Genomic DNA, 18582 nt, shown 5'->3' on the forward strand with positions numbered 1-18582 from the left:
TACAGCTCAGCTGCTGGAGGACGACTTTGCTTTGCTTGCGCGTTTAGGCTTTGCTTCCGATTTAGTTGCTGCGCTGGCGCCCGCACGTTTCTTGGCTGGTGCTTTGGCAGCGCCCGGCGCCTTAGCTTCAAACTCAAAACCAATTTTGCCATCCGAGCCAAGCGCTAGGTAGGCTTTGAAGCCACGCCCAGTGCGGTTAGATTTAAAGTTGGTAAGAAGATCAGTTTTGCCTTCTTTGAGCAATTTTTGAATTTGCTCGTGAGAGACTTCTTGCTGCAAAACGACTTTACCAGTTTTGAAATCGCATGATTTGCTGGGCCCAGTATTGCTCTCGCAAATGTATCGCATTCCGTCTTCATAAACCGCCCCAGAGCATTTTGGACAAGCGCCTAATGCTTGGCGCCCAGTGAAATCGATCGCCTCTGTTTCATCATCTTCTGTATTGCCAAAATCAAACTCTAGCTTGAATCCGGCATTTGGATAATCGGCATCATCCTCGGGTATTTCAGTTAATTTAATAATGGCTGCAAATGGACGCCCCATCTTGCTACGAAAGCCTTGCAGTGGACCAATGGTTTTCTCACGTAATAACTCTTCCACCTCTGGATATTCAAAAGCGCGACCACCCGGGGTTTTGCTAATCGTAAAACCACATTTTTCACATGCAAAACGTCGATAGTTTTCTTTAACGGGGCCCTTGCAGTGTGGGCATGGGGTGCTTAAGGTTGCATAGTCGCCCGGAATGGTATCGCTGTCATATTCTTTGGCGCGCTTCACAATTCTTTGTGTCATCTGCGCAATTTCTTGCATAAATGTATCGCGCTTCATTTTGCCGTGCTCAATGAGCGACAGCTTGTTTTCCCAGCTTCCAGTTAAGTCTGGACGAGTGAGCTCTTCTACATCTAAGCCACGCAGCAAGGTCATTAATTGAAACGCCTTAGCTGTGGGGATGAGTTCCCGTGCCTCGCGCACTATGTACTTTTCAGCAAGCAGCCCTTCGATAATCGCGGCACGAGTTGCTGGAGTGCCAAGCCCTTTTTCAGCCATTGCTTCACGCATTTCATCATCATCAACCCACTTCCCGGCGCTCTCCATTGCAGACAGCAAGGTAGCTTCGGTATAGCGCGCAGGCGGTTTAGTTTTGAGTGGAACGGCGACAACAGATTCGGTTTGTACGGTTTCACCCTCTTTTACTGGCACCAGCTCATCGTCTGCCTGGTTAGATTTTCCGTAAACGGTTAGCCAGCCTGGGTTGACGAGCACTCGACCTTCGGTTTTGAAATGATGTCCCGAGGCCTCAGTAATGCGTGTGGTGACGCGGAATTCAGCAGCAGGATAAAAGACAGCTAAGAAGCGGCGCACAACTAAGTCATAAAGCTTTGCCTCTGGCTCGCTCAAGCTTTTGGGCGCTTCTAGGGTTGGAATAATGGCAAAGTGATCAGAAATCTTGGAGTTATCAAAAATTCTCTTGTTGGGTTTTATCCAGCCATGACCGGCTTTTGCTTTTGAGTCAGCGGAATCGCCTTGCAGAATTTGTTTTGCAAATGGGCGATATTCTTGCGAGTGCTCCGCAAGATTTTCCATAGTCTGTTTCACGGTATCAAGATAATCCTCGGGCAATGCTTTTGCATCAGTTCGCGGATAGGTTAGTACCTTATGACGTTCATAAAGTGCTTGAGCTAGACCCAATGTATTTTTTGCCGAAAAGCCAAAGCGAGCATTGGCTTCACGTTGCAAACTGGTTAAATCAAAAAGTTGTGGAGCCAGCTGGGTTGCGGGTTTTGATTCTTCTGTGACAGAGGCTTTTTTCCCACGACAAGCTGCCACAATACTTTGTGCCGCCGCTTCGCTCCAAATGCGATTTTCGCGGGCGTCCGGCTCCGTCACATCTTTTTTAAACTTAGGATCAAACCATCGCCCTTCGTATATACCTGCGGAGGCAATAAATTCGGCCTTCACTTCCCAGTAATCTTTTGATACGAATTTACGTATAAGCTCTTCACGATCAACCACAATGGAAAGGGTTGGCGTTTGCACTCGACCGACGGTTGTTAAAAAGAATCCACCGCTTTTGCTATTGAAGGCGGTCATTGCTCTAGTGCCATTAATGCCTACTAACCAGTCCGCTTCTGAGCGGCAGCGAGCAGCATCGGCAAGAGGCTGCATCTCATCATCAGAGCGTAGAGTTGCAAACCCCTCTCGAATAGCTGCAGGCGTCATCGATTGCAGCCAAAGTCTTTTGATAGTTTGAGAGGCTTTCGCGTGTTGGGCAATCAATCTAAAAATGAGCTCGCCTTCGCGTCCGGCATCACATGCATTAATGAGGGTGGTAACGTCCTTGCGCTTAATGAGCTTTTGCAAGACTTTTAGGCGCGATTCTGTTTTTGCGATTGGGCGCAAATCAAAATGGGGCGGGACAACCGGTAAATTGGCAAAAGACCATTTACCGCGTTTTACGTCATATTCCTCTGGGGCCGCTATTTCTAAAAGGTGGCCCACTGCGGATGAAATTAAAAAATCATCGCTTTCAAAATAGTCTTCGTGCTTTGTAAACCCTCCAAGGGCCTTAGCAATGTCATTGGCGACCGACGGCTTTTCGGCAATGATTAACGCCTTTGGGTGGTCCGCCGATATGGTTTTGGAGCTGCTTTTGGTAGATGCTTTAGCCACGCGTTTGCCTAAATTTGAGCCTAAATGAATGTTTATTAGCGAAAAAGGAGGATCAATTTAAACCAAATTTGGCATTGGTCTACTTCAACCCCTCTTTTTTATTATTAACCGATAAATCTGGAAATGTCCAAAAACCCCTTAATTTGGGCATGATTTGACTTTCAATTGGAGGTCTAAAAGCGTCATAAAACGCGCTAACCAATTGTATAAAAAGACTTTTTTATGGAAGAAGAATCTCTTCCAGCACTTCTTTAGGCTTGCAAACCAATTTGGCACCCTGTTGAATGAGTTGATGGCATCCAGCAAAGTGGCCATCATGAATGTTTCCCGGTAACGCAAAAATTTCTCTACCCAAATCTGCCGCTATCCGGGCGGTGATTAAAGAGCCAGAATTTTTAGCGGCTTCAATCACGATTACCCCTAGTGATAGGGCTGCAATGATGCGGTTTCTCTTAGGAAAATGAAAGGGTCTTGGGCCCGTCCCAGGCATAAATTCCGAGACCAGTAGCCCTTGCCGGGCAATTTGCTGGGCGAGCCCAAAATGCTCTTTAGGGTACGTGATGTCTAGACCTGTTCCGCATACCGCTAGAGTTTGAGATTCTGCTGCTAGGCTCCCTTTATGGGCAGCGCCATCGACGCCCCTCGCAAGACCAGAAATAATGAGAGCGCCAGATCTTGCGAGTGATTGGGCAAAAAAATAAGCGTGACTTAATCCTTGTGGGCTCGCAGCCCGTGAGCCCACAATAGCGATCATTGGGCGCTGAAGAAGTTGGACATTTCCAAGGGCATAAATGCACGAAGGTGGGTCGAATAAATCATTTAAGCGCGTAGGATAGTTTGGGCTTCCACGCATAATTTTTTTAATCATTTGTTTTTCAAGGGTCATGGTGAAAGCATTTTTGAGGCGTGGGGTTTTGATGGCAATCGGGACAGATGGATTGCTCTGTTGGATAATTCCTACATGGCCCTATTAACTGTTCTTTGTTATCCCGACCCCCGTCTGCACAAGGTTGCCAAACCGGTTGCCAAGGTAGATGAACGCATCAAAAAAATCGTAGCTGATATGGCTGATACGATGTATGACGCTCCAGGAGTGGGTTTGGCTGCAACCCAGGTAGATATTCATGAGCGAATCGTTGTTATTGATGTGTCTGATGAACAAAATGAGCTGCGAGTTTTCATTAACCCTGAAATCACTTGGACCAGCCCAGAGAAAAAATCTTGGCGTGAGGGATGTCTTTCAGTTCCTGATTTTTATGATGAGGTTGAGCGCCCTGCACAAATAAAAGTAAAGGCTTTGGATTTGGACGGTAAAGAATTTGAAATCGAAGCTGATGGGTTGCTAGCAGTATGCTTGCAACACGAACTCGATCATTTAGAAGGTAAAGTTTTTGTTGAGTATTTGTCGCTTCTTAAACGTAATCGCATTTCACAAAAATTGAAAAAGCGCGCTAAAGAGTTGATAGGTTCGCGTTAAGCGTATTTATGAAAATTGTCTTCGCTGGCACTCCTGAATTCGCCGCGCAAGCAATGCGAGCAATCTATGATGCTGGCCATAATATTGTCTTGGCGTTAACCCAGCCAGATCGTCCTGCTGGCAGAGGAATGCATCTTCAGGCCAGCCCGGTTAAACAGTTTGCAATAGAAAAAAAGATACCGGTCATTCAGCCTGAAACGCTACGGCGCACTAGTTCAGACTCGCATAAAAAAGCGCAAGCAGAAGAGGCCTATCAGCGTTTAATTCAAACTGATTTTGATGCGATGGTAGTGGTTGCTTATGGTTTGATATTGCCCCAAGAGATTTTAGATATTAGTGAGCGCCCTGGCAGGCACGGAAGTTTTAATATCCATGCTTCCTTATTGCCTCGTTGGCGAGGAGCCGCTCCAATTCAGCGTGCAATAGAGGCTGGCGATCAAAAGACAGGCGTATGCATTATGCAAATGGATGCTGGCCTTGATACTGGAAGTACGGTGTTAATAGATGTTGTTGAAATTACCACGAGCGACACGAGTGCAACCTTGCATGACAAATTAGCAGCGTTAGGCGCAAAACTCATCGTGAACGTTCTTGCGCAGTTAGATTCGGGCCAGACATTGACGCACACTCCACAGCCAGCCGAAAACATTACCTATGCGGAAAAGATTTTAAAAAGTGAAGCTGAGATAGACTGGTCTTTGGAGGCCAAAACAATCGATGCTCAGATTAGGGCTTTTAACCCCTTCCCCGGCTCTACTAGTGGTTTTGAAGGCCAAACCATCAAGCTTTGGAATTCCAGTCTTTGTCCTAAGTTAGATCACAAAAAAGGTAAGCCGGGAGAGGTGCTGGGCTTTGGCGAGCGTGGAATTTTTGTGCAATGTGGCGCGAACGTCATCGAAGTTCTTGAAGTGCAAAAACCTGGTGGCAAAAGGATTGACGCAAAAACATGGCTACAGACGGTTGAGGGTACGAAGCAGCCAATATGTTTTGAAGCGTTACCGAAGTAAAGTTGAAGATGGACAAAATCATTGCAAGCTCAAAAACACACCCTTAATCTGCCCTTGTTTGAGGCAATTGCCATTGCCGCACAAGCAATAACAGAAGTCATGCATGGCAGATCTTTAACTGAAGTTTTAGATCAGCTCGAAGTCCAAGAAAAACCTATTGTTCAAAGCCTAACTTTTGATGCTTTACGAAAATGGGTTCGTTCTCACGAGTTAATAAAACAACTCATTCCAAAAGCGCCCGCGCCAGAAATTGATCATCTCTTAAGTGTTGCCATTGCATTGTTTTTGCAAGATAGTTCCGAAGGTAAAGGCTATCCTGCTCATACCATTGTGGATCAGGCTGTGAGAGCCTGTTCAGAATATGACAAAACAATCTATGCCAAGGGCCTAGTCAATGCAGTATTGCGCAAGGTTGACTTGCTTTTGCATCCGCCTAAGGGTGAGCATAGATATCCCCCAGACCCAATCCCTATGTATGTCCCAGCATGGTGGCGTGCGAGTTTAAAGAAAAATTACTCAAAACAGTGGCAAGCCATTTTATTTGCGCAAGCTAGACGTGCGCCACTCATTCTGCGAGTAAATAGAAAACAATTTTCGCGCGAACAGTATCAACTTTTATTGAGTGAAAAAGGAATTGCATCCACACCAATTGCAAGCATCGCGGGCATTAATTTGTCTGAAGCATTGTTAGTGACAAGCCCCGTTCCGGTTTCTGAGTTACCTGGTTTTTATGGTGGCGCAGTTTCAGTACAAGATGCGGGCGCTCAAGTTGCAGCCATTCTGTTAAACCCACAACCTGGCGATTTGATATTGGATGCCTGTGCTGCGCCTGGAGGAAAAACAGGCCATCTCTTAGAATTGGCCGATTGCCGCATGCTGGCTTTAGAGATGGATGCCCAGCGACTCAAAAAGATCGAGGGCAATTTAGAGCGATTACATTTGTATTCAGAAAATGTAAAAGTGATTCATGGGGATGCCTCCAAAAGTAATTGGTGGGGCGGCGAACTTTTTGACAAAATTTTGCTGGATGCCCCATGTTCAGCATCTGGAATTGTGTCGCGACACCCAGATATACCTTTTTTGCGCCGCGCTGCAGATATAACGTCTTTGCAGCAAAAACAACGAGAGCTTTTGACCCACACCTGGCAAATGCTTAAACCAGAGGGGCTGCTACTTTATGTGACATGCTCCTTATTTCCTGAAGAGGGGGAAGATCAGGCGATATGGTTTGCGCAGCAGCATAGCAATGCGGTACGATTAGGCGCTCCAGGACAGCTTTTGCCCTCTGAGACCAATGATGGTTTTTACTACGCTTTATTTAGAAAAAAAGGCCATGAGCCAACGAATTAAGCAACTGATCCTTTTCTGCTTGATGGCTGTGTGCATTGCTTCAACAACTGTTCACGCCGAGGGAATCAAGATCAAATCTTTTGAAATGGAAAAGGTTGATGGCGAGTGGCTATTAAACACCTCCTTTCAAATCGAACTTACTCCTGGTTTAGAGGATGCTATCCAAAAAGGCGTTGTTCTGTATTTTCAGGTTGATTTTGAGTTGATGCGATCTCGCTGGTATTGGTTTGATGAAAAAACGATATTCGCTCAAAGACAAATTCGTCTTTCTTATCAACCTTTGACGCAGCAATATCGAATCGCTTCTGAGGGGTTTAGTTTTTCTGCTAAAAACCTTGGTGAGGCGCTGCAAGCGGTTGGTAGTATTGGTGGCTGGCGTGTAATCGAAGCGAATCAGCTGGATCCAAATAGATCATATACCGCGGGATTTCGGATGTTTTTGGATTTAAGTAAGCTGCCCAAGCCGTTTCAAGTTAACGCTTTAAACAACCGAGACTGGAATGTCTCTAGTGATTGGTATCGTTTTCCATTTTCCGCCAATGGCCCGAATTTAATTAAACGATGAACAATCCTACCGCATCGATTAATCCTAGTTTTTTTGAGTCAAAAATTTGGCGTAAAAAACTATTGCCATTTTCTATCGGCTTAATTGGTGTATTCGCCCTCTTACTGTTAGCTTTGTTGGCAATTGCCTCATCCAATACCGAGTTTTTTGAGCGCTATTTCATTTGGCTCTATGCGGCTAACTTCATCATCGGCATATCTCTCACACTGGTCATATTAATTTTAGTTGTCGTAATTGCAGTGCGGTGGTATCGCGGCAAGTTTGGCACCCGCTTGATTGCAAAACTTGCGATGATTTTTGCTTTGGTGGGAGCGGTGCCCGGATTCATTTTGTATGGCGTTTCGCTGCAATTCGTATCCCGCAGTATTGAAACTTGGTTTGATGTACAGGTGGAGTCTGCACTCAATTCTGGCTTAGAGTTGGGGCGCGTGACCTTAAGGCTCGCCCAAGAAGAAATTCTTTCCGAGGGCAAATATATTGCTGAGCAGATTGTGTTGGCGCCAGCTGGTACTAGTGCTGAACAAGTTGCCTCTATGGTGATGAAAATCCGCAGCCAGTTCGGAATCCAAGAGATCACCCTATTTAGCATGCAACGCAAAATGATTTTTACTAGCGAAGTAAAAACGAATAACTATTTGCCGCCGCCAAATTTAGAGATTGTTAGCGAGGCCTTTAAAAAGAAGGGCATGACTTCGGTAGAGCAAATAGAGCTTGAGGGTGGTCAGCGTAGCTATCGAGTAAGAGCAATTATTCCTATTGTGCGCAAGCGCGCGGTTCACAATAAAGCAGATGCAAATAAAGACCTGGATGACAGGTATTTCTTGCAATTAGTTCGCGTTATTCCAGCACCGTTGGCAAAAAATATTTTTGCAGTTGAAACTGCTTATACGGACTATCAAGAAAAATCGTTGGGTCGTAGTGGTTTGCGCAAAATGTTTGTGGGGACTTTAACTCTGACCCTCTTTTTTGCTTTATTTGTGGCTGTGATATTGGCGTTGTTATTGGGCCGCCAGCTTGCCAAACCCTTATTGATGTTATTAAAAGGCACTCAAGCCGTTGCGCAAGGAGATCTATCGCCTAAGCCGGAATTAGATACTGGGGACGAGTTAGGCATGTTGACGCGCCAGTTCAATGTGATGACCAAACAATTGGCCGATACCCGTACCTCTTTGCAAGAGTCAAAGGCCTTTCTTGAAAGGGTTTTGGGAAGCTTAACTGCAGGGGTTTGCATTTTTGATAAACAATACAATCTCGTTTCAAGCAATGCTGGTGCAGACCGTATTTTTTCACAGGACCTCACCCTGCTAGATGGAAAGCCCTTAAGCAGCAACCCTTCTCTGACAGAGTTTGAAGAAGCCATTAAAGAAGGTTTTGCAACGATGAAACTTGCCATTGCAAATGCTGAGCCAGAGTCGGCTGCTTCTGATGCGCAACAGTCTGCACCAATTTGGCAAAAACAAATTCAATTGCATGCCACTAGTGAGTATGAAAATGAGCCAGGAATTACTTTATTTGTGCGCGGCACGAAGTTAACGGATGATCTACGCATGGTGGTTTTTGATGACATTACAGATGTTGTTAGTGCACAAAGATCGATCGCGTGGAGCGAAGTGGCAAGAAGGTTGGCTCACGAAATCAAAAATCCATTAACGCCGATTCAACTCTCTGCAGAGCGCTTGCAGCATAAGCTTGCTGGCAAGCTCAGTCCTGAGCAAGAAGAAATGATTAATCGCAGCACCGAAACCATTATTGGCCAGGTACAGGCTATGAAGGAGATGGTCAATGACTTTAGGGATTTTGCCAAGACCCCATCGCCCCAGCTAAAACCCGTTTCAATCAACACACTTACTACTGAGATTCTTGGCCTGTATGAAGGCAGTCCATTGCAAACCCGTTTAGACCCAAGTTGTCCAAATATTATGGGTGACCCAACACAGTTGAGGCAGGTTATCCATAATTTGCTCCAAAATGCTCAAGATGCCACTCTTGAAGGTAAGCGTCAATCGGAGCCTGTTGAAGTAAAAACAGAATTGGTTTCCTATGGAGAGCAAAATGGAGCGACACAAAATGCAGTGCGCTTAACAATTAGCGATCACGGGATTGGATTTCCAGCTAAGATATTGGCAAGAGCGTTTGAGCCTTATGTCACTACAAAAAGTAAAGGCACCGGCTTAGGCTTGGCAGTTGTGAAAAAAATTATTGACGATCACGGTGCAAAAATAGAAATCCGAAATCGTATGCAGGGGGAAGAAGTGGTTGGTGCGCAAGTATCAATTTTGTTTATGAACTTAGCAAATGAGGCAGCCTAAGCATGGCTAGTATTCTGGTCGTTGATGACGAAATGGGAATCCGTGAGTTACTCAACGAGATTCTGACTGATGAGGGGCATACCGTCTATGCTGCGGAGAGTGCCGCGCAGGCTAGAACCATTCGTGAGCAGATGCGCCCAGATTTGGTTTTGCTTGACATTTGGATGCCTGAAACTGATGGCATCACTTTATTAAAAGAATGGTCCAAGACTGGTCAGCTAACAATGCCAGTGGTCATGATGTCTGGACATGCAACCATTGATACCGCTGTAGAAGCAACCCGCATTGGCGCGCTGAACTTTCTAGAAAAGCCAATTGCCTTACAAAAGCTCTTAAAGACGGTTAGCAAGGCTTTAGAGAGCTCTCCAAAATACGTTGAGCCAGTTGAAGAAAAGACGCCTCAGCAAGGGTCAAGCCCAAGCCTAGTTTCCAAGCCAGTAAATAATGAGCCAATTGAGCAAGTTCTTGAAGGTGAATTCATTAGCGGAATTGCGAAGACTTACTTTGATCTCCCTTTAAGAGAGGCTAGAGATCTTTTTGAGAAGGCTTACTTTGAGCATCAGATGCAAATCATGGGCGGAAGCATGACCAAGATTTCTGAATACACCGGCCTTGAGAGAACGCACTTGTATCGCAAGCTCAAGGCTTTGGGTATAGACACCTCTCGCAACAAAGGCGAGCAGTAGCTAGAAGCGATAACCAAGCCCAATAAGTAGGTTGGTTGATGTGGCGGAAACGGTGGATGTAAGCGTTGCAGGAACGCTTAATTTAGTTGGGGTTACCAAGTTTCCACTCAAAGAGCGGCTCAGGCTGCCATAGTTAACATAGTTGTATTCTGCAAAACCATAAACACCAGAGCTGATGATTTGCTTATAGCCAAATCCAAAGCTTGTGCCACCCATATAGAAATCAGTATTTACACCATTGGCACTTGCTCCTGTGTAGCCAACTTTTGCGTATATCAACTTATTTTGATCTAGAGCGATACCTGGAGAGACAAAGAGGTTGAGCGTATTTTAAATGTAGACAGACGCACTATTTTGATATGAACCTATTGGCCCGCTATAGCTTGCAGAGGCTGTAGCACTTTGCGTGGAGAAGGGAGAAAAATCTAATCCAAGGCCAATAAGTAATGAGGGTGCAAGTGAAAAATTGTAGCCCGCAGAAATCACGCCGGTTGTCCCACTGGAATTTGAGACGGAGATATTGGGGTTGAGCGATTGACCTAGGGCGACTAGACTTGTATTTGAAAACGAGGGAGATGTATTTTGGTAGCCAACACCGATTTGTCCATAAGGACCAGCTAAATTAGAAGTTTGTGCGTATGAAGAAGCAACAAAAAACGAGACGATTAAAAAGTAAAAATTGACTGCGGCCTTCATAAAGATCCCCAAGGTAGATTATTTAAGCATCACCATACTATTTAATAGACAGCATTTGTAAAAATTATCCATTACATTAAAAAGCAACCGAGCATTTAAGAAAAGAATGGCATGACAAAAAAACCACTATTTATAGTTTTGGCATTGATCATTGCATTTATTGCCGGGTGCGGATCGGCACCTTCTGAGTCAATGTATGAAGGCGTACGTTCTCAACAAAAAGCGAATAGTGGCGGGACCGAGCCAAAAAAACCCATCCTGCCAAGTTATCAACAATATCAACAAGAGCGTAGCAAGCTTCAGTAGGCTTTATCGGGGTTACAAGGGGGAGACTTTATAGTTCCGCTATAATCATCACTCTTGGCCTGGTAGCTCAGTCGGTAGAGCAGAGGATTGAAAATCCTTGTGTCGGTGGTTCGATTCCGCCCCGGGCCACCAAGAAACACCAAAACCACCTTCGGGTGGTTTTTCATTTTCCGAGAGAGGCAGATTATGGCCTGCTTGGATGCACCGCTAGATACAATTCATCCAAAAGGTTGTTTAGGTTAACCAGACAATATTAACTAGGTGCTCAAAAATGAAAGAAATTTCAATTAGCGACTTATCTTCTTTTGGCTTGTTGATAGGCTTTATCGTGGTGTTCTTTGTTTTGATTGTGTATCACGGTTTATGTTTGTGGGGAGCGCAATCCATATACCATCGGCACGCCAATAAATTGATTGCTAAGAAGCAATATTTCCGTATGGAAATTTTTTTCTTTATGGGGTTATCCGCATTAGCGCTAATTCATTTAAGCGAGATTGGCATACTCTCATTCTTAGGGTTGTGGCATGGCGTAGCGTCAAGCATTGATCACGCTATTGTTGTTATTGGCGGCATTTATACAACGATTGGATCTGAGCAGGCCGTTTCAAATCTGCCAAGCAGATATCGCATTCTTGCTGTAGTTCTCTCAATGAGCAGTCTTTTTTGCTTTGCTTGGAGCACCGCTGTAATGATGGATATGATGCGCACTTACCGCAAAATAAGGGCCTCAGATGGGTCAATTGTAGGTAACAGCTAGATGTATCTAGAGTTGGATTAGATCTCCTTATCCCCTGGTCGATTCCGCCCCGGGCCACTAAGAAATGCCAAAACCACCTTCGGGCGGCTTTTTTGTTTTTCGCGACCTGAGACTTAAAATCAAACTCAAATCATCTTACATTTGAAGGTGAGCCAAAATGCCAGACCCACTGCTTGATCTTCAATTTCAGCGTGATGTCAGTCTCTCTCGTGCCCAGATTTGGGAGGGCCTAACCAATCCAACAACCTTAATGAAGTGGTTTTGTCCGAGACCATGGAGCGTTGTAGAGTGCGAAATCGATCTTCAGCCTGGCGGCATTTTTCGCACCGTTATGCAATCGCCAGATGGCGAAAGAATGCCCGACAACGCTTGGTGTTTTTTAGCCATCGAACCACAACAACGACTGGTTTGGACAAATAAATTTGCTCCCGGTTTTAAGCCCAAGTCACAACCAAAAGCCGAGAATCTTGGATTCTTTTTTGTGGTTGACCTAAGACTTTTGCCGCTTAAGGATGGCGGAACAAACTATAGGGCGAATGTCATGCATCAGAATGAAGCTGGCAGAAAAGCGCATGATGAAATGGGCTTCCAACATGGCTGGAGCATGTCACTTGATCAATTAGTTGAGTTATATAAATAAATTTATTTGCTTTGTAGTAAGCATTGAGGTTTAGAGTGGGTACCTCTGACTCAGGTAGATCCCTCGGGGCCACCAAGAATCGCAATAGCCCGCTTGTTGGGCCATTGTCTTTTGTGGCATCGTTTATTCTGTCCCGATGACAGTAGCCAATTTTTCCTCACTCACACCCGCGCTGGGATTCAAGCTTGTAATGGTCGCGGCGTTTTGGGGTGGCACTTTCATCGCAGGAAGAATCTTAGCCCAGTCATTGCCTTTGATGACAGCAGCATTTGGCAGGTTCTTGGTGGCTTCTTTATTGCTAATCATTTTTGCAATAAAGATGGAGGGGCGATTGCCAAAACTTAATCGTCAACAGTTATTACTAACTGCCGCGTTAGGTTTAACGGGAATTTTTCTCTATAACATTTTCTTCTTTGGTGCCTTAGCAAGAGTGCCTGCCGGACGCACCTCTTTATTTGTTAGCCTAAACCCCACAATGACCGCGTTGCTGGCCAGCTTGATATTTCAAGAACGACTAGGTTTGCGTCGCTGGATGGGAGTAGTGATCGCATTGCTTGGCGCAATGATTGTGATTACTCGCGGCGATTTAATAAGTGGCCTTACGGATATCAGTCAATCCATTGGTCTTGGGGAGTTAATGATGTTAGGTGCCGTATTGAGCTGGGTGGCCTACACATTAATTTCACGCAAGGCTCTAGAGTCCTTATCACCCGTGATCGCTACAACTTATGGCACTTTATGGGGATTCTTGTTCTTAAGCATTGGCGCTGTAGGCGAGCTTGGAAATATTAAATGGACTTCACTTGAATGGTATGTTTGGGCTTCCATCATTTACGTGGGGGCATTTGGCACGGTTATTGCCTTTATTTGGTATTACCAAGGAATTAAGGCAATCGGCCCATCGCGTACAGCCGTCTTTACTAATCTAGTTCCAGCATTTGGAGTATTGTTCTCAGCATTGCTGCTTGGCGAGCAAGTGCTGATATCAATGGTCGTCGGCGGTATTGTTGCCGCGCTAGGCGTTTCGTTGGTAAATAAGAGATAGCAATGTATCTTAAAAAGACAAGCGAAATCGTTACCATCTTTTGCAATTAATTTTTCAAGGGGTACCAATATGTCACGCCGCGATTTTTTAAAAACAACAGTTGTTAGTTCGGTTGCTATAGCTGGTACCTCTGGATTTGCACATAGTGAAGCCCGGACATTGCCCCCCAAGCCAGATCTAGAGCTAAAGGCAGCAGAAATATCAAGCAAATTATTTGCTGATGATGGTTTAGTAATCCCCATTGCTAATAAGCCAACTGTTTCGAGCTTAGCAAAAGGATTGGATCGAACAATGGTCCTTGGCGGCGGCGGCGAATACTACATTGCTTGGTATTGCGGATTTTTTCATGGTCTTTATGAAGCTGGTTTAGATATGGCCAATATCCCTGAAATGGTTGTTGGTACTTCTGCTGGCTCTTACATTGGCTCGTCACTGTTATCGGGCGAGTTTTATCGCCTGCGAACAGAGTTTGATTTTTTTGGAAAGTTTCCAGAAATCTTTTCAAAGATGGCTCCATTGGCAACGCCTAATCTCAGTCAGATGAGGGCTGATAAGGTCAATATGAGCGCTACGGATGGCAGTATTGAAACACGCAGAACAATTGGCGCCGCCGCACTGGCCGCCGACAATAAATTGAATAGCGATCGCATTGAAAAGTTAGCCGCTTTATTAACGGGTGATAGCAAAACAAGTTGGCCACCAAAAAGAATGTTTACTACTGGAATTGATTGCTACACAGGAGAGCGATTAGTTGTTGGTCAGCAAACAGCTAAGAAAAATAATATTGCTTTGGCTCATGGAGCTGCTGCAAGCAGTTCATTGCCAGGTGTTGCTGGGCCAACGTTGCTGGGGCAGCGTTATGTCATGGATGGTGGAATTTGTTCCAATCCAGCCCATGTAGATTTGGTAGCTGGTTCAAAAAGAGCTTTAATTATTACGTTAACCAATGGTGTAACGGGGGCAATTCTGACGACGATTCCACACCCAATTGCCCAAAATATTAAGGATGTAGAGGCAACAGGCACCAAGGTTAAATGGATTGTTGCTGGTACGCCACCAGGCGTAAATTTGTTGGATCCAAAGCAGATCGAAGGCGCTTTGCGTACTGGATATGATCGAGCAAAGGTCGAGGCATTAAAAATTAAAGAATTTTGGGTATAGGGTTGACATCTCCCGATCACTAATAAGCGTAATGGCTTGCTTGTTGGATTATTTTTAATCCTTATTTCGTTGCTCAAAATCCCAGCGTCTTGTAATGTTTTTTAAAACGACATTTAATTTAGCGACATGTTTAATTTTTCAAGATTAGAAGTTCCAATCATTCAGGCTCCAATGGCGGGCGGTATTAATAATCCTAAGCTGGCTTCAGCAGTTGCCAATCATGGAGGTGTGGGCAGCTTTGGTTTTGCTTACAGTACGCCGCAAAAAATTAGTGAAGATTTGGTGGCTACTAGAGCTTTAACTAAAGGGCCCATTAATGCAAATTTCTTTGTCTTTAGTGTGGTTGATTTACCTTCGCAAGCAATTCAAGCTCAAGCAACAGAGGCATTAAGGGCTTTGCCTTTTGAGGGAGATTATTCGCTGGCTATACCGCAATCCCCTTTTTATCCCGATATAGAAGAGCAGCTCAATCCCGTGTGGGAGCATTGTCCAGAGATTGTGACATTTCATTTTGGGATTCCTCCATTAAGAGCAATAGAGAAGGCGCACTCGCTGGGCATAGTAGTTGGTATTACTGCTACCAATGTTCAAGAGGCACAAATGATTGAAAAAGCGGGCGCCGATTTTATTGTGGCTCAAGGTATTGAAGCAGGCGGTCATCGCGGCATGTTTAACCCAGATGGCGCAGACGAAAAATTAACTGCGATTGACTTGACTAAAAAATTAGTTCAGCACTGCTCTATACCAATAGTTTGTGCTGGCGCAATCATGGATGGGGCGGATATAGCCAATGCTTTAAAAGCGGGGGCTGTAGCCGCTCAATTAGGAACGGCATTTTTATGTTGCGATGAGTCTAGTGCATCACCAGCCCATAAGGATTACTTGCTCAGCCAACATGGCAGGGGCTCAGTGTTCACTAGAGGTTTCTCAGGCAGGCTTGCCCGAGGCATTGAGAATGAATTTATTCGCCTCATGCAAGACAAGGCTACGTTGCCATTTCCCCTACAAAATACGATGACCGCTTCTTTGCGGCAATTGGCTGCGAAAATGAATAATGGGGAATTTCAAAGTCTATGGGCGGGTCAAGAATACGCGAAAACTAGAAATCTCAGCGCTAAAGATTTAATGTTGGCGTTAAAGAAAGAGTTTTTGGTTGCGATGAGATGACTTGGAGTAAGCCATCTTCGCCCTGGGCTACCAAGCAATACTAAAACTATCCTCGCATTACCTTAACTTGTGGTTTTGTGATGTCATTAAAACGACAAAATCATTAATTAGGCTTAGAATGAATCATGCGTCGAATTTGTGCGTTTTTGTGCCTCTCCTTATTTGTTAGTCTCATTCATGCGGGCAGTATGTCTGCGTCATATGAGTCTTTGGGAGGTGTTCATGTTCAGCATGTAGTGCAACATAACTGTCATACAAATGCCGATTCAAAGATTGAAAAGTCACAATCAACCAATCATCAAACTCATCACCAGTGCTGTTTGGGCGTCGTAGCCAACATATCTACAAATCAATATACGCAACCAGACTTGTCCAGTCACTTTGTTGCGTGGGTTCCCTTGCTGGTTATGGAGGCGATACCCAATCATATTTTCAAGCCTCCTAGATTCATTAGTTAATTAAGTAGTTAACAAATTTTTGTGGCATCAGGCCACTGTAATCTATTGGAGAAATCTATGAACATGACCCATTACATGGAGTTGTTGGCTGTTAACCAGCCCTGGAATTTAATTATCTTTATGGCTATTCCGGTCGTCTTGGCTGAGACCTTGGCCATCACTGAGCTCTATTTGCTCTTTACACGTAAGTTTGATGGTGCCGTTTATTACCTTAATCGTTTCGCCGGCCTTGCTGTTGGCGTTTACTTTGTCGGTATCATCATTTACATCATGACAAATGCGGTAATTCCTATTACCAAGGCGGGCGAATGGAGGACGGTGATTGATGTGATTGCTGTTGGCACTTACCTAATCGCAGGATTACCGCTCATTTGGATTGCTTTACAAGAGATGGGCTTAGTTAATAAAGCATTGGACCAAATGGGCAAGCTAAAGATTCACGCGATATGTGTCGCATTGTTTTTGGTATTTGGCCACATTGCAATGATTGCTGGAATGCTAGATCCAAGCATTCTTGGCTATAAAGGCGCTAGCGCCCATCAAATGATTTCTGGTGCTGATGACCATGAATTCTGTCACCCCGAAGAGCATGAAAAGATGATGAAGCAACATCAGCAAATGATGGGCAATATGCCTACTAATCAAATGCCTATGAATAAGTCAACGCACAACCATTAGGTAAGAAATGCCTAATTGGATCTAATGATTGCATCTAGGCCAGAAAGAGGCGCCAAAACTCCCTTCGCGTGGTTTTGGCGCTTTTTATTTATTGATTCCAAAGCAACTTTTGTCATAGAAATGTAATACATATTTCCATATAATTGGAAATATGAAAAATAAAGATGCTATTCATATTTTCCTTGCACTTGGACAAGAAACTCGTCTCAATATCTTTCGCTTAATTGTCCAGCGCGGTGATGTGGGGCTAACGCCCACTCAAATGATTGAAAAACTCGGGATTCCGAATGCCACCCTCAGCTTTCACCTAAAAGAATTGGTAAATGCGGGGTTGCTATTGGTAGAGCGCCAAAGTCGCAATCTTATTTATCGCCCAAATGCGGTATTAGTTCAAGATCTCAGCAGTTTTTTGCTAGATAACTGTTGTGGTGGAAGGCCTTGTGTTCCAGTTTCTCCAATCAAAAAAGTAAAAATCAAATGAAGCAATACAACATTCTCTTTTTATGTACCCATAACTCTGCTCGCTCAGTGCTCGGAGAGGCATTAGCATCCATGCATCCAAGCGGCCTATTTGTTGGCTACTCAGCTGGCTCAACCCCTGGAACGGCTGTCAATCCGATTGCTAAAGATATTGCGGTGGCAGAGCTTGGCTACGATGAGTCTAAATTGCGCTCTAAATCTTGGGATGAATACGGCTTACCCAATGCGCCCAAGATGGATTTTATTGTGACAGTTTGTGATAACGCCGCTGGTGAGCAATGTCCATTCTGGCCCGGAAATCCAGCTACAGCACATTGGGGCTTCCCTGACCCTTCGCAAGTTCAAGGCTCTGACTTGGATAAGCGCAGAGCATTCAATGAGGTTAAGAATGGGCTTCAAAAACGTTTGGATATTCTCGCTTCTATGCCATTAGACAAATTAGATTCCATGAGCTTGAAAGAGGTTCACACTAAATCATGAGCCAAATTACGCAAAAACTTTCATTTTTGGATAGATACCTTACAGTTTGGATTTTTGCCGCAATGGCTTTTGGCATCGGTTTGGGCTACTTTATCCCTGGTATCGAGGACTTCATTAATTCGTTTCAGATCGGCACAACCAATATTCCCATTGCGATTGGTTTGATCTTGATGATGTATCCGCCATTTGCCAAGGTTAAGTACGAAGAGCTGCCGGATGTTTTTAGGGATAAAAGAATATTTGGGATAGCATTCTTGCTAAATTGGATTGTGGCGCCAACCCTGATGTTTTTATTGGCAATTGCTTTTGTCCCCAATCAGCCAGAATACATGGCAGGATTAATTCTGATTGGGATAGCGCCCTGTATCGCAATGGTTATCGTATGGAACGATATTGCCAAAGGGTCGACTGAATATGCTGCAGGCTTGGTGGCATTTAATGCCGTGTTCCAAGTGTTGTTCTTTAGCGTGTACGCCTATTTCTTTTTAACTATATTGCCGCCCTATTTTGGTTTCGAGGGATCTGTCATCAATATTTCGATTGGTGAAATTGCTAAGACTGTAGCTATTTACCTAGGCGTGCCTTGTGTTGCGGGATTTTTAACTCGTTACGCGATGTTGAAGTTTGTGACCTGTCTCTTATACACATCT

21 protein-coding genes, 1 tRNA gene and 1 pseudogene are annotated in these 18582 nt (G+C 44.6%); 17 read left to right on the forward strand and 6 right to left on the reverse strand.

Translation table 11 applies throughout. From position 1 onward, the window contains the following. Positions 1 to 6 precede the first annotated feature (6 nt). Together KIH43_RS04495 and dprA are read right to left on the reverse strand one after the other, a co-directional pair. Positions 7 to 2670, reverse strand: coding sequence for a DNA topoisomerase III (locus KIH43_RS04495; RefSeq protein WP_297718171.1), 2664 nt, complete (start codon positions 2668 to 2670; stop codon positions 7 to 9). A 220-nt stretch (positions 2671 to 2890) separates the two neighbouring features. Further along, on the reverse strand, positions 2891 to 3556 hold the full coding sequence (gene dprA, locus KIH43_RS04500) for a DNA-processing protein DprA (protein WP_297718174.1): 666 nt from the start codon (positions 3554 to 3556) through the stop codon (positions 2891 to 2893). Positions 3557 to 3631: 75 nt separating this feature from the next. Here dprA and def point away from each other — a divergent pair, with 75 nt between their 5' ends. Genes def through KIH43_RS04530 form a run of 6 tightly spaced genes read left to right on the forward strand, consistent with a single transcriptional unit; the run spans position 3632 to position 10064 of the window. After that, entirely contained in the window at positions 3632 to 4147 is a 516-nt protein-coding gene (gene def / locus KIH43_RS04505; protein WP_296969355.1) for a peptide deformylase, read from the forward strand. Between the two features lie 8 nt (positions 4148 to 4155). Further along, positions 4156 to 5154 (forward strand): methionyl-tRNA formyltransferase, encoded by a 999-nt coding sequence (gene fmt, locus KIH43_RS04510; RefSeq protein ID WP_297718177.1) that lies wholly within the window; start codon positions 4156 to 4158, stop codon positions 5152 to 5154. A 54-nt stretch (positions 5155 to 5208) separates the two neighbouring features. Beyond that, positions 5209 to 6504: a 16S rRNA (cytosine(967)-C(5))-methyltransferase RsmB gene (gene rsmB / locus KIH43_RS04515; protein ID WP_297718179.1), complete on the forward strand. Its 1296-nt coding sequence runs from the start codon at positions 5209 to 5211 to the stop codon at positions 6502 to 6504. Next, entirely contained in the window at positions 6449 to 7069 is a 621-nt protein-coding gene (locus tag KIH43_RS04520) for a DUF4390 domain-containing protein (protein ID WP_297718182.1), read from the forward strand. Before rsmB ends, KIH43_RS04520 begins: the two co-directional genes overlap by 56 nt. After that, positions 7066 to 9378 (forward strand): ATP-binding protein, encoded by a 2313-nt coding sequence (locus KIH43_RS04525; protein WP_297718184.1) that lies wholly within the window; start codon positions 7066 to 7068, stop codon positions 9376 to 9378. The genes KIH43_RS04520 and KIH43_RS04525 overlap by 4 nt, the downstream gene beginning before the upstream one ends. A gap of 2 nt (positions 9379 to 9380) precedes the next feature. Continuing rightward, positions 9381 to 10064 (forward strand): response regulator, encoded by a 684-nt coding sequence (locus tag KIH43_RS04530; protein WP_296969344.1) that lies wholly within the window; start codon positions 9381 to 9383, stop codon positions 10062 to 10064. Here KIH43_RS04530 and KIH43_RS04535 read toward each other — a convergent pair whose 3' ends face one another. Further along, entirely contained in the window at positions 10065 to 10343 is a 279-nt protein-coding gene (locus KIH43_RS04535) for a hypothetical protein (RefSeq protein ID WP_366069221.1), read from the reverse strand. A gap of 51 nt (positions 10344 to 10394) precedes the next feature. Further along, positions 10395 to 10760: a hypothetical protein gene (locus tag KIH43_RS04540; RefSeq protein WP_297718187.1), complete on the reverse strand. Its 366-nt coding sequence runs from the start codon at positions 10758 to 10760 to the stop codon at positions 10395 to 10397. A 111-nt stretch (positions 10761 to 10871) separates the two neighbouring features. Here KIH43_RS04540 and KIH43_RS04545 point away from each other — a divergent pair, with 111 nt between their 5' ends. From KIH43_RS04545 to KIH43_RS04560, 4 genes are all read left to right on the forward strand, one after another. Continuing rightward, the gene (locus tag KIH43_RS04545) at positions 10872 to 11066 is read left to right on the forward strand and encodes a hypothetical protein (protein WP_296969339.1); all 195 of its coding nucleotides are present in this window, start codon (positions 10872 to 10874) and stop codon (positions 11064 to 11066) included. A gap of 56 nt (positions 11067 to 11122) precedes the next feature. Continuing rightward, positions 11123 to 11198, forward strand: a tRNA-Phe gene (locus KIH43_RS04550). A gap of 139 nt (positions 11199 to 11337) precedes the next feature. Further along, positions 11338 to 11823, forward strand: coding sequence for a hypothetical protein (locus tag KIH43_RS04555; RefSeq protein WP_297718190.1), 486 nt, complete (start codon positions 11338 to 11340; stop codon positions 11821 to 11823). 157 nt (positions 11824 to 11980) lie between these two features. Further along, complete coding sequence (locus KIH43_RS04560) at positions 11981 to 12463, forward strand: SRPBCC domain-containing protein (protein ID WP_297718193.1); 483 nt, start codon at positions 11981 to 11983, stop codon at positions 12461 to 12463. Between the two features lie 123 nt (positions 12464 to 12586). On the opposite strand, the gene KIH43_RS04565 is transcribed toward KIH43_RS04560, so the two are convergent. Then, positions 12587 to 12769 (reverse strand): hypothetical protein, encoded by a 183-nt coding sequence (locus KIH43_RS04565; protein WP_297718219.1) that lies wholly within the window; start codon positions 12767 to 12769, stop codon positions 12587 to 12589. Between KIH43_RS04565 and KIH43_RS04570 the strand changes: the two genes are divergently transcribed. The 3 genes from KIH43_RS04570 (at position 12696) to KIH43_RS04580 (ending at position 15836) form a co-directional block, all read left to right on the forward strand. Then, positions 12696 to 13508 (forward strand): DMT family transporter, encoded by an 813-nt coding sequence (locus KIH43_RS04570; protein WP_297718216.1) that lies wholly within the window; start codon positions 12696 to 12698, stop codon positions 13506 to 13508. The two genes, KIH43_RS04565 and KIH43_RS04570, sit on opposite strands and share 74 nt — an antisense overlap. 69 nt (positions 13509 to 13577) lie before the next feature. After that, on the forward strand, positions 13578 to 14669 hold the full coding sequence (locus KIH43_RS04575) for a patatin-like phospholipase family protein (protein ID WP_297718196.1): 1092 nt from the start codon (positions 13578 to 13580) through the stop codon (positions 14667 to 14669). Between the two features lie 126 nt (positions 14670 to 14795). Next, positions 14796 to 15836, forward strand: a complete 1041-nt coding sequence (locus KIH43_RS04580) for a nitronate monooxygenase (RefSeq protein ID WP_297718199.1) — start codon at positions 14796 to 14798, stop codon at positions 15834 to 15836. Between the two features lie 287 nt (positions 15837 to 16123). Here the strand turns inward: KIH43_RS04580 and KIH43_RS04585 are convergent, their stop codons facing one another. After that, the gene (locus KIH43_RS04585) at positions 16124 to 16264 is read right to left on the reverse strand and encodes a hypothetical protein (RefSeq protein ID WP_297718203.1); all 141 of its coding nucleotides are present in this window, start codon (positions 16262 to 16264) and stop codon (positions 16124 to 16126) included. 87 nt (positions 16265 to 16351) lie between these two features. On the opposite strand from KIH43_RS04585, the gene KIH43_RS04590 reads away from it, so the two are divergent. The 4 genes and pseudogenes from KIH43_RS04590 to KIH43_RS04605 form a co-directional block, all read left to right on the forward strand. Further along, positions 16352 to 16972 carry a DUF6803 family protein gene (locus KIH43_RS04590; protein WP_297718206.1) on the forward strand — a complete coding sequence of 207 codons (621 nt, stop codon included), beginning with the start codon at positions 16352 to 16354 and terminating at the stop codon, positions 16970 to 16972. Between the two features lie 151 nt (positions 16973 to 17123). Next, complete coding sequence (locus KIH43_RS04595; protein WP_296969295.1) at positions 17124 to 17453, forward strand: metalloregulator ArsR/SmtB family transcription factor; 330 nt, start codon at positions 17124 to 17126, stop codon at positions 17451 to 17453. Continuing rightward, complete coding sequence (locus KIH43_RS04600) at positions 17450 to 17932, forward strand: arsenate reductase ArsC (protein ID WP_297718210.1); 483 nt, start codon at positions 17450 to 17452, stop codon at positions 17930 to 17932. The genes KIH43_RS04595 and KIH43_RS04600 overlap by 4 nt, the downstream gene beginning before the upstream one ends. Further along, positions 17929 to 18582: pseudogene (locus KIH43_RS04605) on the forward strand (arsenical-resistance protein); the annotation flags it as partial. The gene KIH43_RS04600 and the pseudogene KIH43_RS04605, both read left to right, overlap by 4 nt.

The sequence above is a fragment of the Polynucleobacter sp. genome (assembly GCF_018500155.2).
Taxonomy (GTDB): Bacteria; Pseudomonadota; Gammaproteobacteria; order Burkholderiales; family Burkholderiaceae; genus Polynucleobacter.